Genomic DNA, 14,594 nt, shown 5'->3' with positions numbered 1-14,594 from the left:
CGACGGCCGGACCGCCTTGGCCCCATCCTTGCTGCCGACTTCCAGTCGGCGCCGAGGGCCGCCGCGGTCGGGATCATGGACTGACGGGTCTCCCTGCCGGCGCAAGCTCGCGGGGTTCTGGGAAGCGGGGTTTGACGATGAGCGTGACCAGCAAGTCGAGCGGCGCAGGGGCTTTCGAGCGCTTTCCGGCCGTGCGCGATCCGGCGATGCCGGTGCGTCAGGGCCTGTACGATCCCAATAACGAGAAAGACTCCTGTGGCGTCGGCTTCATCGCCGACATGAAGAACCGCAAGAGCCACACGATCGTGCAGCAGGGCCTGCAGATCCTGCACAATATCGACCATCGCGGCGCCGTCGGTGCCGATCCGAAGCTCGGCGACGGCTGCGGCATCCTCGTTCAGATCCCCGACCAGTTCTTCCGCGAGGAGACCGCGCGGCTTGGCATCACCCTGCCGGAGCAGGGCTACTACGCCATCGGCCAGTTCTTCATGCCGCGCGACCCCGCCGCCCGGGCGATGTGCGAGGATCTCATCTCCCAGACCGTGGCGGAGGAGGGGCTCGTCTTCCTCGGCTGGCGCGACGTGCCGGTCGACAACAGCGATCTCGGCCAGGCCGTGCTGGCGACCGAGCCGGTGCATCGCCAGCTCTTCGTCGGGCGGCCCGATGACATCACCGACGAGGACGAGTTCGAGCGGCAGGTCTATGTCCTCCGCAAGTCGGTCTCGAACAAGGTCTACAAGCATCAGGAGCGCAAGACGGCGGAATATTACCCCGTCTCGATGTCCTGCCGCACCATCGTCTACAAGGGCATGGTGCTGGTGAACCAGCTCGGCTCCTACTTCAAGGACCTGCAGGACGAGCGCTTCATCAGCGCGCTGGCGCTGGTCCACCAACGCTTCGCCACCAACACCTTCCCGTCCTGGCGCCTCGCCCATCCCTACCGGATGGTCGCCCATAACGGCGAGATCAACACGCTGCGCGGCAACGTCAACTGGATGGCGGCGCGGCAGGCGAGCGTCGATTCCGACCTGTTCGGCTCGGATATCTCGAAGCTCTGGCCGATCTCCTATGAGGGCCAGTCCGACACGGCCTGCTTCGACAACGCGCTCGAATTCCTGGTGCAGGGCGGCTACTCGCTGGCCCATGCCATGATGATGCTGGTGCCCGAGGCGTGGAACGGCAACCCGCTGATGAACGAGGAGCGGCGCGCCTTCTACGAGTATCACGCCGCGCTGATGGAGCCCTGGGACGGGCCGGCCGCGATCGCCTTCACCGACGGGCGCCAGATCGGCGCGACGCTGGACCGCAACGGCCTGCGCCCCGCGCGCTATCTCGTCACCGATGACGGGCTCGTCGTGCTCGCCTCCGAGTTCGGCGTGCTGCCGATCCCGGAGGAGAAGATCGTCGAGAAGTGGCGCCTCCAGCCCGGCAAGATGCTGCTGATCGATCTCGAACAGGGCCGCATCATCGGCGATGACGAGATCAAGACCTCGCTCTGCATCGCCAACCCCTACAAGGACTGGCTGAAGCGCACGCAGATCGTGCTGGAGGACCTGCCGCCGGTCGAGGCGCGGGCCTCGCGCACCGACGTGCCGCTGCTCGATCGCCAGCAATCCTTCGGCTACACCACAGAGGATGTCCGCCTGCTGATGGCGCCGATGGCAGTGACCGGGCAGGAAGCCGTGGGCTCGATGGGCACGGACACGCCGATCTCGGCGCTCTCGCTCAAGTCGAAGCTGCTCTACACTTATTTCAAGCAGAACTTCGCCCAGGTCACCAACCCGCCGATCGACCCGATCCGCGAGGAGCTGGTGATGAGCCTGCTCTCCTTCATCGGGCCGCGTCCGAATATCCTCGATCTGGAGGGCACCTCGCGGCGCAAGCGCCTGGAGGTCCGCACCCCGATCCTGACCAATGACGATCTCGAAAAGATCCGCTGTATCGGCCATTACGAGGATCGCTTCGACACCAAGACGATCGACTTCACCTATCCGGCGCGCGAGGGCGCGGGCGGCATGGAAGGCGCGGTCGCGCGGCTCTGCGAGCGCGCCGAGGCCGCGGTCCATGGCGGCTACAACATCATCATCCTGTCGGACCGGCAGGTCGGGCCGGACCGCATCCCGATCCCGGCGCTGCTGGCGACGGCGGCGGTGCACCATCACCTGATTCGCAAGGGCTTGCGCACCTCGGTCGGCCTCGTCGTCGAATCCGGCGAGCCACGCGAGATCCATCACTTCTGCTGCCTCGCCGGCTACGGCGCGGAGGCGATCAACCCCTATCTCGCCTTCGACACCCTGCTCGACCAGCATGAGCAGGGCGCCTTCCCCGAGGAGGTCGACGCCGACGAGGTGGTGAAGCGCTACATCAAGTCGGTCGGCAAGGGCGTGCTCAAGGTGATGTCCAAGATGGGCATCTCGACCTACCAGTCCTATTGCGGCGCGCAGATCTTCGACGCCGTCGGCCTGAAGAGCGCCTTCGTCGACAAGTTCTTCTTCGGCACCGGCACCGCGATCGAGGGCGTCGGCCTCGACGAGATCGCCGAGGAGAGCCTGCGTCGGCATCGCGATGCCTTCGGCGACTCGCCGCTCTACCGCAACAGCCTCGATATCGGCGGCGAGTACATGTACCGCGTCCGCGGCGAGGACCATGTCTGGAAGCCGGACGTCGTCGCCTCGCTGCAGCATGCGGTGCGCCTCAACGCGCAGGATCGCTACGAGGAGTTCGCGCAGCAGGTCAACGACGACGCGCAGCGGCTCAGCACCATCCGCGGCCTGTTCAAGGTCAAGATGGCGACCGATAACGGCCGCGCGCCCGTGCCGCTGGAGAGCGTCGAGCCGGCGGCCGAGATCGTGAAGCGCTTCGCCACCGGCGCGATGTCCTTCGGCTCGATCTCGCGCGAGGCGCATGAGACGATCGCGCTCGCGATGAACCAGATCGGCGGCAAGTCGAATACCGGCGAGGGCGGCGAGGAAGCGATCCGCTTCAGGCCGATGGCGGACGGGCGCTCGAAGCGCTCTGCGATCAAGCAGATCGCATCGGGCCGCTTCGGCGTCACGGCGGAATATCTCGTCAATGCCGATGTGATGCAGATCAAGGTGGCGCAGGGTGCCAAGCCCGGGGAGGGCGGCCAGCTCCCCGGCCACAAGGTCGACGCCAAGATCGCCCGGACCCGGCATTCGACGCCGGGCGTCGGCCTGATCTCGCCGCCGCCGCACCATGACATCTATTCGATCGAGGATTTGGCGCAGCTCATCTTCGACCTGAAGAACGTCAATCCGGCAGCCGATGTCTCGGTGAAGCTCGTCTCCGAGATCGGCGTCGGCACGGTTGCGGCCGGCGTCGCCAAGTCGCGCGCCGACCACATCACCATCTCCGGCTTCGAGGGCGGCACCGGCGCGAGCCCCCTGACCTCGCTGAAGCATGCCGGCTCGCCCTGGGAGATCGGGTTGGCCGAGACGCAGCAGACGCTGGTGCTGAACCAGCTCCGCGGCCGCGTCGCGCTGCAAGTCGACGGTGGCCTGCGGACCGGCCGCGACGTCGTCATCGGCGCGCTGTTAGGGGCCGACGAGTTCGGCTTCTCGACCGCTCCCTTGATCGCGGCCGGTTGCATCATGATGCGCAAGTGCCATCTCAATACCTGCCCGGTCGGCGTCGCGACGCAGGACCCGGTGCTGCGCAAGCGCTTCAAGGGCCTGCCCGAGCATGTCGTGAACTACTTCTTCTTCGTCGCCGAGGATGTCCGCCGGATCATGGCGGAGATGGGCTTCACCAAGATCGAGGAGATCGTCGGGCGCTCGGACCTGCTCGACAAGCGCGATGCGATCGAACACTGGAAGGCGAATGGGCTCGACTTCACCAAGCTCTTCCACAAGGTCGACCTGCCGGGCGTCGCGATCCGCCATGTCGAGCTGCAGAAGCACCCGATCGACACCGTGCTCGACCGCCAGCTTCTGGCCGAGGCCACCGACGCGATCGAGACCGGCACCCCGGTCGTGATCGAGAAGCCGGTCGGCAATGTCGACCGCAGCACGGGCGCGATGCTCTCGGGCGCCGTCGCCAAGAAGTATGGCCATGCCGGCCTGCCGGAAGACACCATCACGGTGAAGCTCACCGGCACTTCCGGCCAGAGCTTCGCGGCCTTCCTCGCGGCCGGCGTCACGGTCGAGCTCACAGGCCAGGCCAATGACTATGTCGCCAAGGGCCTGTCCGGCGGCAAGGTCATCGTGAAGCCTGATCCGGCGACCAAGGCCGTGGCCGAGCGCTCGATCATCGTCGGCAACACCGTGCTCTACGGCGCGATCGCGGGCGAGGCCTATTTCAGGGGCGTCGCGGGCGAGCGCTTCGCTGTGCGCAATTCCGGCGCCATCGCGGTGGTGGAAGGCACGGGCGACCATGGCTGCGAATACATGACCGGCGGCGTCGTCGCGGTCATCGGCCAGACCGGGCGCAATTTCGCGGCCGGCATGTCGGGCGGCATCGCCTATGTCCTGGACGAGGACGGCACCTTCAAGTCGCGCTGCAACCTCTCGATGGTCGATCTCGAACCGGTCGAGGAGGAAGAGGACCTGATGGAGCGCCTGCACCATCACGGCGGCGATCTCGAGCACAAGGGCCGGATCGACATGACCAACATGTCGGGCCACGATGAAGAGCGCCTGATGCAGATGCTGACGAACCATGTCGACTACACCGGCTCGGAGCGCGCCCGCACCATCCTCGACAACTGGGCGGATTACCGCACCAAATTCGTCAAGGTGATGCCGGTCGAGTACCGCCGCGCGCTGCGCGAAATGGAACAGGCCCGCACCTTGCAGGCTGCGGAATAAGCGAACGCCACCCCGCCGGGGCCAGCTTGCGCCCCGGCATCTCGATCAGGTTAAGGCACGCGCACGGGGACGCCCCGCGCACACGGCGAGAGAAACGGCATGGGCAAGGTCACGGGCTTTCTCGAATTCGACCGGCAGGAGCAGAAGTATCAGCTCGCCGGCGATCGCATTCGCCACTTCCGCGAGTTCACGCTCCCCTTGGAGGAGCGCGATATCAAGAAGCAGGCGGCGCGCTGCATGGATTGCGGCATTCCGTTCTGCCACGGGCCGACCGGCTGCCCGGTCCATAACCAGATCCCGGACTGGAACGAGCTGGTCTATTCCGGCGGCTGGGAGGATGCTTTGCGCAACCTCCACTCCACCAACAACTTCCCGGAATTCACCGGCCGCATCTGCCCGGCGCCCTGCGAGGAAGCCTGCACGCTCAACCTCGAAAACATGCCGGTGACGATCAAGACGATCGAGCAGGCGATCGCCGACAAGGGCTGGGAAGAGGGCTGGATCGCGCCGGAAATCCCGGCGAAGCGCACCGGCAAGCGCATCGCCATCGTCGGTTCGGGTCCTGCCGGGATGGCTGCGGCGCAACAGCTCGCCCGCGTCGGGCACGATGTCCATCTCTATGAGCGCGAGACCAAGGCCGGCGGCCTGCTGCGCTACGGCATCCCCGACTTCAAGATGGAGAAGAAGCATATCGATCGCCGGGTGAAGCAGATGGAGGCGGAAGGGGTAACCTTCCACTACAACGCCAATATCGGCGTGAACCTGCCCTTCGCCACGCTGATGGCCGAGCATGACGCGGTGCTGATGACGGGCGGGGCGGAAGCGCCGCGCGATCCCGGCCTGCCGGACACCAATCTCGCCGGCGTCCACTACGCGATGCCGTATCTGACCCAGCAGAACAAGCGCGTCGGCGGCGAGGATGTCTCGAACGAGGCGCCAATCAGTGCGGCCGGCAAGCATGTCGTCGTGGTCGGCGGCGGCGATACCGCTTCGGACTGCGTCGGCACCGCCTTCCGGCAGGGCGCGCTCTCGGTGACGCAGCTCGACATCCGGCCGATGGCGCCGGAGCTTGAGGACAAGCTCACCGTCTGGCCGTACTGGCCGACGAAGTTCCGCACCTCGTCCTCGCAGGCGGAAGGCGCCGAGCGCGAGTTCCAGGCGGCGACGCTCGGGTTGGAGGGCCGCAACGGCCGGCTCACCGGCGTGAAATGCGCGCGCGTCGACGAGAAGCGCAAGCCGATCCCCGGCTCCGAATTCGTGCTGCAGGCCGATCTCTGCTTCCTCGCCATCGGCTTCGCCGGTTCGGTGATCGAAGGGATGATCGCGCAGTCGGGCGCCGCAGTCGACAAGCGCGCCAACGTCGTCGCCAATGACCGCGACTACAAGACCAGCGTCGGCAAGGTCTTCGTCGCCGGCGACATGCGCCGGGGCCAATCGCTCGTGGTCTGGGCGATCCGCGAGGGCCGCCAGGCGGCGCATGCGATCGACAAGGAATTGATGGGCGCGACGATCCTGCCGGTGTGACGGGAGGCGTCGGCCCCGGAAGACTGAGCGTTCAGTCCTTTGACGGTCCGGCCCTGTAGAGCCGGACCGGCGAGCCGGGCGCGCGCCTGATCGTGCCCTTGGCTTCGAGGTCGAGCTGCACGGCCTTCAGCCACCAGCCCGCCGTCTTGCCCTGCGGAAACAGTGCGTCGGGCAGGTGTGGCAGAAGAGCCTCCTTGGCATCGGGGACCTTCAGGCCCGGTGCCGCTTGCGGCAGGACCGCCAGCAGCGCCTCGCGCATCGCGAGATATTTGGCGCGGTCGACCCGCTCGGTCTTGCCGGGCGTGTTGACGTTCTCGATCTCGATCTTGTCGTCAGCCATGGGTTTCTCTCGCCGCTTCCATCCCGAGATTTAGCCGGTTCGGCCAGCTCGCCGATCTCCCTCTAACGCGGGCGGAGCCGCTTTTTGTCATGAGCACGTTCCGCGCCGCGCTCGCGCCCCTCATGTCGACGACGCTCTGTTCATTGCTCGCGTCGTCGCTATGATCACCACCATGGAATCGCACCAGAAGGGGAAGCAGGCGCCGCGCCGCCGCTTCCATTGCCGCACCCGCGGACCTGTCTGCGCCCCGCGCTTTACCTCGCGGGGCTGACCGGGAACGCATCGCCGTCTCATCGTCAGCCTTATCTGGCGCGCTCCTGCGTGCATGCCTGACCTCATGAGATTCCGATGTCCCTGATCACCCTGAAAGACCTGTCGCTCGCGCGCAGCGCGCCGCTCTTCGCCGGCCTCGACCTAGCCATCGCCAAGGGCGACCGCCTCGGCCTCGTCGCAGCCAATGGGCGCGGCAAATCCTCGCTCCTGCGCATCCTGGCCGGCGGCGAGGAGGCGAGCGGCGGGACGCTGACCCGCTCGCGCGGGCTCGTCACCGCCTTCGCACCGCAGGACCCGCCCGAGCGGCTGCTGCCGATGAGCCTCTACGATGCCGTGCTGGACGCGCTCGATGCCGAGGCGGCCGAGACCGAGAGCTGGCGCGTCGATGTGCTGCTCGACGATCTCATGGTGGAGGAGAGCCTGCGCAGCCGCGCCGTGGGCAGTCTTTCCGGCGGCTGGCAGCGCACGATGCTGCTGGCGCGGGCGGCGGTGATCGAGCCCGATCTGCTCCTGCTCGACGAGCCCACCAACCATCTCGATCTCGAACGGATCGGCGTTCTGGAGCGCTTTCTGGCCAACCTGCCGCGCGACTGCGCCGTGGTCGCGGCGAGCCATGACCGCGCCTTCCTCGACGATGTCAGCACGCGCACCCTGTTCCTGCGCCCGGCGGAGAGCGCCGATTTCGCCTTGCCCTATTCGCGCGCGCTGCAGGCGCTGGAGGAGCGCGACGCGGCGCGCGACCGGCAATTCGAGAACGAGATGCGCAAGGTGAAAGCACTCAGGCAGCAGGCCGCCAAGCTGAAGAATATCGGCATCAATTCCGGCTCGGACCTGCTGGTGGTCAAGACCAAGCAACTCTCCGAGCGCGCGGACAAGCTGGAGGACCAGGCGCGGCCGGGACACAAGGAGCGCTCGGCCGGCACGATCCGGCTCGCCAGCAGCGGCACCCATGCCAAGGCACTGGTCGCGATCAAGGAAACTGGGGTCGCCACGCCCGACGGGCGCCTGCTGTTTCGCACTGGGCCACTCTGGATCGAGAAGGGTGACCGGATCGCGCTGCTCGGCGCCAATGGCAGCGGCAAGACGCGCTTCGTCGCGCGGCTGCAGGCGGCGTTGGACGGCTCCGATCCGGAGATCCGTGGCGCAGCGACCCTGAAGGCCGGCTATTCCGACCAGGGCCTGTCGCAGCTCGACACCTGGCGCACGCCCTGGGATGCGGTGAAGCATTCCAGCGACCTCGGCGATCAGACGGCCCGCACCGTGCTCGCCGGCGCAGGGATCGCGAGCGAGGCGCAGACCGCGCCGACGGCTCGCCTGTCCGGCGGGCAGCGGGCGCGGCTGGCGATGCTGCTGCTGCGCCTCGCCGAGCCCAATTTCTACCTGCTCGACGAGCCGACCAACCATCTCGATATCGAGGGGCAGGACATGCTGGAGAGCGAGCTGATCAAGCAGGAAACGGCCTGCCTGCTGGTCAGCCATGACCGCGCCTTCGTGCGCGCCGTAGCGACGCGGATCTGGGTGATCACGGCTAAGAAACTGGTCGAGGTCGACGATCCCGATCCGGTCTTCGACCGGCTGATGGCGGGGTGAGGGCCGGTCAGCGCGGCCAGCGGTAATCATCGAGCCGGCCCGCGACCGGGTCCGGCGCGATGCCCTGGCCGAAGACACGTTCGAGCTGGAGGGCGGCGTCGCCGCGCCCGCGCGCCTCGGTGATCGAGGCGAGCAATGGCTGCTCGGATAGGGCCGCCTGACCGGTGAGGGGCTGGATCGGCCCGGCGAGCGGGCGGGCCTGCAAGGCGGCGGGCAGGCCGATCGTCGGCACGCCCGCGACCATCTGGTCGATCAGCCGCTCGACGCCGCCGGGCTGAAGCTCAAGGGCGCTGGGGGCGCCGGTCTCGGGCGAGACGGGCAGGGCGATGACGCTGCCCTGAGGGGTCGCCTCGATCATGCGGCGGATGACGAGGTCGACGAAATGCGCAGCCTTGCGCGCGCCGGCAGCGGTGAAGTGGATGCCATCGCCGAGGCGCAGGCGCACCATCTGTCCGGAGACGTCCGGGCCGGTCGCGGCATAGCGGTTCTCGGCATCGACGAAGCCGCCCCAGAGATCGACATATTGCCCGCCCGCCTTCTCGACGCGCTGGCGGTAGAGATCGTTGAGGGTGATCATGTCGGCCGAGAGCCGCCCGTTCTGCATCGGCGGCGCGCCGACCCAGATCAACGGCACGCGCCGGGTGGCGAAGGCGTTGGCGATGGCATCGATCCGGTCACGATAGAGTTCGAGCCAGCGCGGGCTCAGCGGTTCATGGACGGTTTCGCCCTCGCGGATCGGCTGGCGGTCGTTGAGGCCGAGCAGGACGACGCCGATGCTGATCTTCTGGTCGCTGGCGAGAAGCTCGGAGATCGTCTTCGGCCAGTCGTAGAAATCGCTGCGCACCAGGCCGGAATCGGGCTTGGCCCGGTGGATGACCTCGACATCCGGGCGGTTGTTGAGGGCATCGTCGAGCCCGTTCGCCAGGAGGTTGGCGAGGGAATCGCCCATCACGACGATATGGTGGGCAACGTCGACCTTGGGGATGACGGGATCGTCGCGGACGACGACGGGCGCTTCGCGGCGGCGTACGGCCGGCGCGACGCGCTGGCGCGGCTGAGGAGCCGTGCGTGGCTGCGCTGGTATTTGCCAGAACATCTGGAACAGGCTGCGCTGTTGCGGCTGCTGCTGGGCGAAGGAGACCGGCCCGCCCGTCAGCAGGAGCAGGCAGGTGGCAGCCAGAACCATGGCGAACGAGCGCAGGCGCATAGGCCGATCCGGTGGTTCCCCCGCGCGACTATAGGCCGGGAGCGGCCGAAAGTCAGCGCTTGCCGCGCAGCTTCGACAGCAGGGCCGGCGTCGGATAGCCGTCGGCGATCTCGCCGGCGCTGATCTGGTAGCGCCTGACAGCCTCGCGCGTGCCGGTGCCGATGCGGCCGTCGGCATCGTGATTGTAGAGGCCGAGCGCCTTCAGGCGGCGCTGGAGATCGCGGGTCGCGGCCATGTCGAGGCGCGGGGCCCTGGTCGGCCAGCTCGCCTGGATGGCGGAACGCCCGGCGATCCGGTCGCCGAGATGGCCGACGGCCATCGCATAGGCATCGGAGGAGTTGTATTTCTTGATGACGTCGAAATTGGCGGTGAGCAGCATCACCGGGCCGGTATGGCCGGCCGGATAGAATAGCCGGCCTTCGCCGGAGGAGGGCAGGCGATTGCCATCGGCGCGGCGGACGCCGGCGGAAGCGAAGGCAGAGAAGCTTGCCTTGTCGAGGCGGTGGTCGAAGCCTTGTGGCAGCGTCACCTCCATGCCCCAGGGCAGGCCGGGCACCCAGCCATAGCCCTTGAGGTAATTGGCGGTGGAGGCGATCGCGTCGCTCGACGAGGTCCAGATGTCGGCATGGCCGTCGCCGGTCCAGTCGACCGCGTATTTCATGTAGCTCGACGGCATGAACTGGGTGTGGCCCATGGCGCCGGCCCAGGAGCCCTTCAATTCGCTGCGCTCGACATGGCCCTTCTCGATCAGCTCCAGCGCGGTGAGCAATTCATCGCGGAAGAAGTCGCCGCGATAGCGGATCGAGGCAAGCGTCGCGAGCGAGCGGATAACGTCCTTGCCGCCCTTGAACGAGCCGTAATTGGTCTCCATGCCCCAGACGCCGAGCACGACCTCCTTTGGCACGCCGTAGCGCGCTTCGACCTGGGAGAGGACGCTCGCATTCTCGGCCGCGGCCTCGCGCCCGCGCCCGATACGCGAGCCGCCGACGGCGTTCTCCAGATAGTTCCAGATCGGAGCGCTGAATTCCGACTGCTTCCTGGTCAGCGCGACGATCGAGGCGTCGGGCGTCACGCCGCGGAAGGCGAGGTCGAAGGTCGCGCGCGAGATGCCGCGGCCTTGAGCCTGCGGCCAGAGCCGCTGCACGAAGACGTCGAAGGGGGCGCTGGCCGGGGTCGCCTGCGCATTGCTGCGGGCATGGGCGCCGGACGCGTTGATCGAGCCGGTGGTCTGGGCCAGCGCCGGTGCCAGGCTGATCAGGACTGAGGCTGCGATGACGGACAGGCGCATGGATACTCCCGGCGAATGCTGGATCGAAACATCTTCACAGCGCCCGAACAAGATTAACCAGGGGTTAATTCGTATCGCGATCGTTGCGGCATTCGTGATTTGACAAGCATCGGCGATTGTCAGATTCTCAACGGATGAATAGCGCGTCTCCCTTCCGCCGCGGTCTGCACCGCTCGGGCAACCTCATCGCGGGCTTCTAGCCCCGGGCCTGTCGCGCTTGGCGCCTCCGGTTCGGGGGTGCGCCTGCTCTGCCGCTTTTTCCTGCGAGTTCGACCTTCTGATGCCGTGCGGCTGTCGTCCGCCGGCGGGCGCTCGCCTTTTCGATGAAAGACCTGTCCTGATGTCCACCAAGCGTCCCGCCATCACCGTCACGGCCGCGGACCATGCCATGCTCAGCCGCATCGCGGCCGGCGCGGCCCATACCATGCCCGATCTTGCCGCCGAGCTGACTCACGAACTCGACCGGGCGCGTATCCTGCCGGAGGGGCGCGTCTCGCACGACCACGCCCGCATCGGCAGCCAGATCGTCTATCGCGACGAAACCACCAAGCGCGAGAGCACCATCACGCTGGTCTGGCCTGAGCATGCCGATATCGAGAAGAACCGCATCTCGGTGATGACGCCGATCGGTGTCGCGCTGATCGGCATGGCGGCCGAGCGCTCCATCGACTGGACGACGCGCTCCGGCGACGTGAAGCGCCTGACCGTGCTCGACGTGCGCGAGCCGGCGGAGGAGGGGGCCGCGCCCTGACTCATCCTGTCATTCCGGGGCGTGCGGCAGGCTCGGCCCCGGAATGGCCAGAGTTTGCCTGATCGAGGTTGCTTCGTAACCGCCCACAGGCGCTAGTCGATGTGAATGGACAGATCGAACAGGTCCGGATGGCTTACAAGCCCGTCCTCATCCGCCATCCTTTGCCGCCACAGGGCCGTGAACGAACCGGAAAGCGAGTCGATCCGGTTGTCCGCGGTTGCGGGATTGTGAATGTTCGACAAGAGCGCCATGTCGGTTTCGAACAGGCTGATCACCCAGCCATCGAAATCCTGAAGCGGCGAGGCGAGCCGGCCGGCTGCGGCCGAATAGGCGGCATCGTTCTCCATACGCTTGGCATCCAGGCCGCTGCGGCAGGCTGCCTCAAGCTGGTCGATGGCGATCTGAAGATGGTTGATCTCCCGCTTGCCCTCCATGACCTTGGAGAGGAGAAGCTTGAAGAGCCTGGCCCGAACCTGCCCGATCCTGGCGGGTGTCGGGTGGACGGCTTTTGAGCGCAGGAGCTTTTCGAAGCCGCCGAGATAGCCAAATCGGATCAGGTAGCGATTGATCTCTGCTGGTTTCATGGCGCGCCTCTGGGTTTGGGCGTCTACTCCGAAAAGCGGGGAGCGATCTCACGGGTTTGTCTGTCTGTTGTCGTCGGGAGCCTCGATGACGTTCACGCTGGCTGACATCATTCTTCGGGATGATGAGCGCGTCGCTTGCATGAGGCAAGCGACGCGCGGCTTCAGGCCGAGGCGTTCCTCGTCCTGAGCTTGTCCTCCCAGGCGAGTGCCTGCGAGACGATCTGTTCGAGATCGTCATGCTCGGGCTGCCAGCCGAGCTCGGCGCGGATGCGGTCGGCGCGGGCGATCAGCGAGGCCGGGTCGCCCGGACGGCGCTCGGCCAGCACCACCGGGAAATCGACGCCGGAAACCTTCTTCACGACCTCGACGACCTCCTTCACCGAATAGCCGCGGCCATAGCCGCAGTTCAGCGTGAGGCTTGTCCCGCCGCTACGCAGATGATCCAGCGCGGCGAGATGGGCGCGGGCGAGATCGGTGACGTGGATATAGTCGCGCACGCAGGTGCCGTCCGGCGTCGCATAATCGGTGCCGAAGACGGTGAGGCCGTCGCGCTGGCCGAGAGCGGCCTGGCTCGCGACCTTGATCAGATGGGTCGCATTCGGCGAGGACTGGCCGGAGCGGCCCTTCGGGTCGGCGCCTGCGACGTTGAAATAGCGCAGCGCCACGTAGGAGAAGCCATGCGCCTTGGCGGCGTCCTGCAGCATCCACTCGCTCATCAATTTCGAGCGGCCATAGGGATTGATCGGGTTGAGCGCGATCTCCTCCGGCACCGGCGAGACCGCCGGCTCGCCATAGACGGCGGCGGTGGAGGAGAAGATGACGTGCTTCACGCCCTTGCGCGCGGCGCTTTCGATCAACCCGCGGGTCTTCACCGTATTGTTGAAATAATAGCCCAGTGGGTCGGTGACGGATTCCGGAACCACGATCCTGGCGGCGAAATGCGCGATCTCGCTGATCTCATATTCGCCGATCAGCCCTTCGACCAGCTCCTGGTTGCCGATATCGCCCTGAACGAAGATCGCCTCGGGCGGCACCGCCCACCAGAATCCGGTCGAGAGATTGTCGAGGACCACGACCTTCTCGCCGCGATCGAGCAACTCCAGGACCATGTGGCTGCCGATGTAGCCGGCGCCGCCGGAAACCAATACCGCCATCTTGTCTCTCGCCTCATCTTCGTCAGGAACCGCCTTTATCGAAAAACCGTTGACGGCTTCTCAAGGCCTGTTGGCTAATACCGCCTGATGGCCGCCAACCATGACAGTTGTACGGCCGTTCCCATCATTGCCTGGCTTCGGCAAGGCTATCGCGCCCAATGGATTTTGCATGACGAAACGCATCCGCAAGGCCGTTCTTCCTGTCGCTGGTCTCGGCACCCGCTTCCTGCCCGCCACCAAGGCGATCCCGAAGGAGATGCTGACCATCGTCGACCGCCCGGTCGTGCAGCATGTCGTGGACGAGGCGCGCGCCGCCGGCATCGAGCATTTCATCTTCGTCACCGGCCGCAACAAGGCGGTGATCGAGGACCATTTCGACATGGCCTATGAGCTCGACGACACGCTGGCCAAGCGCAACAAGACGAAAGAGCTGGAAGCGCTGAGGCACGATCTGCCGGCCGCCGGCGCGACCAGCTTCACTCGCCAGCAGGCCCCGCTCGGTCTCGGCCATGCCGTCTGGTGCGCGCGCGAGATCGTCGGCGACGAGCCCTTCGCGCTGCTGCTGCCGGACATGCTGCATTACAGCCAGGGCAAGGGCTGCCTCGCCGAGATGATCGAGGCCTATGACCAGCATGGCGGCAACCATATCGCCGTCGCGCCCGTGCCGGACGACCAGACGCACCAGTACGGCATCGTCGCCGTCCAGGACGCCAAGGCCAAGGTCTCGAAGATCACCGGCATGGTCGAGAAGCCGCCGAAGGGCACGGCGCCGTCCAACCTGCATGTCTCCGGCCGCTACATCCTGCAGCCGACGATCTTCAACCTGCTCGCCAACCAGGAGAAGGGCGCCGGCGGCGAAATCCAGTTGACCGATTCGATGGTCGCGCTGTCGCGTCAGGAGCCGTTCTACGCGGTGCGCTTCGACGGCGAGATCTACGATGCCGGTTCGAAGATCGGCTTCCTCGCGGCGAATGTCGCCTATGCACTCGACCGCGGCGATCTCGGCCCGCAATTGCGCGAAGAGATCGCCAAGCTGCTCGACCGCTGAACCAGGCAA

10 protein-coding genes are annotated in these 14,594 nt (G+C 66.5%); 5 read left to right on the top strand and 5 right to left on the bottom strand.

The genetic code is table 11. From position 1 onward, the window contains the following. Nucleotides 1–137: 137 nt before the first annotated feature. Together gltB and ACWIEX_RS18185 are read left to right on the top strand one after the other, a co-directional pair. On the top strand, nucleotides 138–4,826 hold the full coding sequence (gene gltB, locus ACWIEX_RS18190; protein ID WP_454034385.1) for a glutamate synthase large subunit: 4,689 nt from the start codon (nucleotides 138–140) through the stop codon (nucleotides 4,824–4,826). 99 nt (nucleotides 4,827–4,925) lie between these two features. Continuing rightward, nucleotides 4,926–6,350: a glutamate synthase subunit beta gene (locus ACWIEX_RS18185; protein ID WP_454034384.1), complete on the top strand. Its 1,425-nt coding sequence runs from the start codon at nucleotides 4,926–4,928 to the stop codon at nucleotides 6,348–6,350. 31 nt (nucleotides 6,351–6,381) lie between these two features. Here the strand turns inward: ACWIEX_RS18185 and ACWIEX_RS18180 are convergent, their stop codons facing one another. Beyond that, nucleotides 6,382–6,690 carry a DUF6958 family protein gene (locus ACWIEX_RS18180; protein ID WP_454034383.1) on the bottom strand — a complete coding sequence of 103 codons (309 nt, stop codon included), beginning with the start codon at nucleotides 6,688–6,690 and terminating at the stop codon, nucleotides 6,382–6,384. A gap of 348 nt (nucleotides 6,691–7,038) precedes the next feature. Between ACWIEX_RS18180 and ACWIEX_RS18175 the strand changes: the two genes are divergently transcribed. Beyond that, nucleotides 7,039–8,553 (top strand): ABC-F family ATP-binding cassette domain-containing protein, encoded by a 1,515-nt coding sequence (locus ACWIEX_RS18175; RefSeq protein ID WP_454034382.1) that lies wholly within the window; start codon nucleotides 7,039–7,041, stop codon nucleotides 8,551–8,553. A gap of 7 nt (nucleotides 8,554–8,560) precedes the next feature. Here the strand turns inward: ACWIEX_RS18175 and ACWIEX_RS18170 are convergent, their stop codons facing one another. Both ACWIEX_RS18170 and ACWIEX_RS18165 read right to left on the bottom strand, forming a co-directional pair. Continuing rightward, the gene (locus tag ACWIEX_RS18170; protein ID WP_454034381.1) at nucleotides 8,561–9,760 is read right to left on the bottom strand and encodes an SGNH/GDSL hydrolase family protein; all 1,200 of its coding nucleotides are present in this window, start codon (nucleotides 9,758–9,760) and stop codon (nucleotides 8,561–8,563) included. Nucleotides 9,761–9,812: 52 nt separating this feature from the next. Further along, on the bottom strand, nucleotides 9,813–11,048 hold the full coding sequence (locus ACWIEX_RS18165; protein ID WP_454034380.1) for a lytic murein transglycosylase: 1,236 nt from the start codon (nucleotides 11,046–11,048) through the stop codon (nucleotides 9,813–9,815). 340 nt (nucleotides 11,049–11,388) lie between these two features. On the opposite strand from ACWIEX_RS18165, the gene rnk reads away from it, so the two are divergent. Continuing rightward, nucleotides 11,389–11,799 carry a nucleoside diphosphate kinase regulator gene (gene rnk / locus ACWIEX_RS18160; protein WP_454034379.1) on the top strand — a complete coding sequence of 137 codons (411 nt, stop codon included), beginning with the start codon at nucleotides 11,389–11,391 and terminating at the stop codon, nucleotides 11,797–11,799. Between the two features lie 92 nt (nucleotides 11,800–11,891). On the opposite strand, the gene ACWIEX_RS18155 is transcribed toward rnk, so the two are convergent. Next, nucleotides 11,892–12,383: a hypothetical protein gene (locus ACWIEX_RS18155; protein ID WP_454034378.1), complete on the bottom strand. Its 492-nt coding sequence runs from the start codon at nucleotides 12,381–12,383 to the stop codon at nucleotides 11,892–11,894. A gap of 161 nt (nucleotides 12,384–12,544) precedes the next feature. After that, nucleotides 12,545–13,537: a UDP-glucose 4-epimerase GalE gene (gene galE / locus ACWIEX_RS18150; protein WP_454034377.1), complete on the bottom strand. Its 993-nt coding sequence runs from the start codon at nucleotides 13,535–13,537 to the stop codon at nucleotides 12,545–12,547. A gap of 169 nt (nucleotides 13,538–13,706) precedes the next feature. On the opposite strand from galE, the gene galU reads away from it, so the two are divergent. After that, nucleotides 13,707–14,585, top strand: a complete 879-nt coding sequence (gene galU, locus ACWIEX_RS18145; RefSeq protein ID WP_454034376.1) for a UTP--glucose-1-phosphate uridylyltransferase GalU — start codon at nucleotides 13,707–13,709, stop codon at nucleotides 14,583–14,585. Nucleotides 14,586–14,594: the final 9 nt, after the last annotated feature.

The organism is Allobosea sp. NPDC055353 (assembly GCF_053644975.1).
This window is presented reverse-complemented; position numbering and strand designations above follow the sequence as displayed.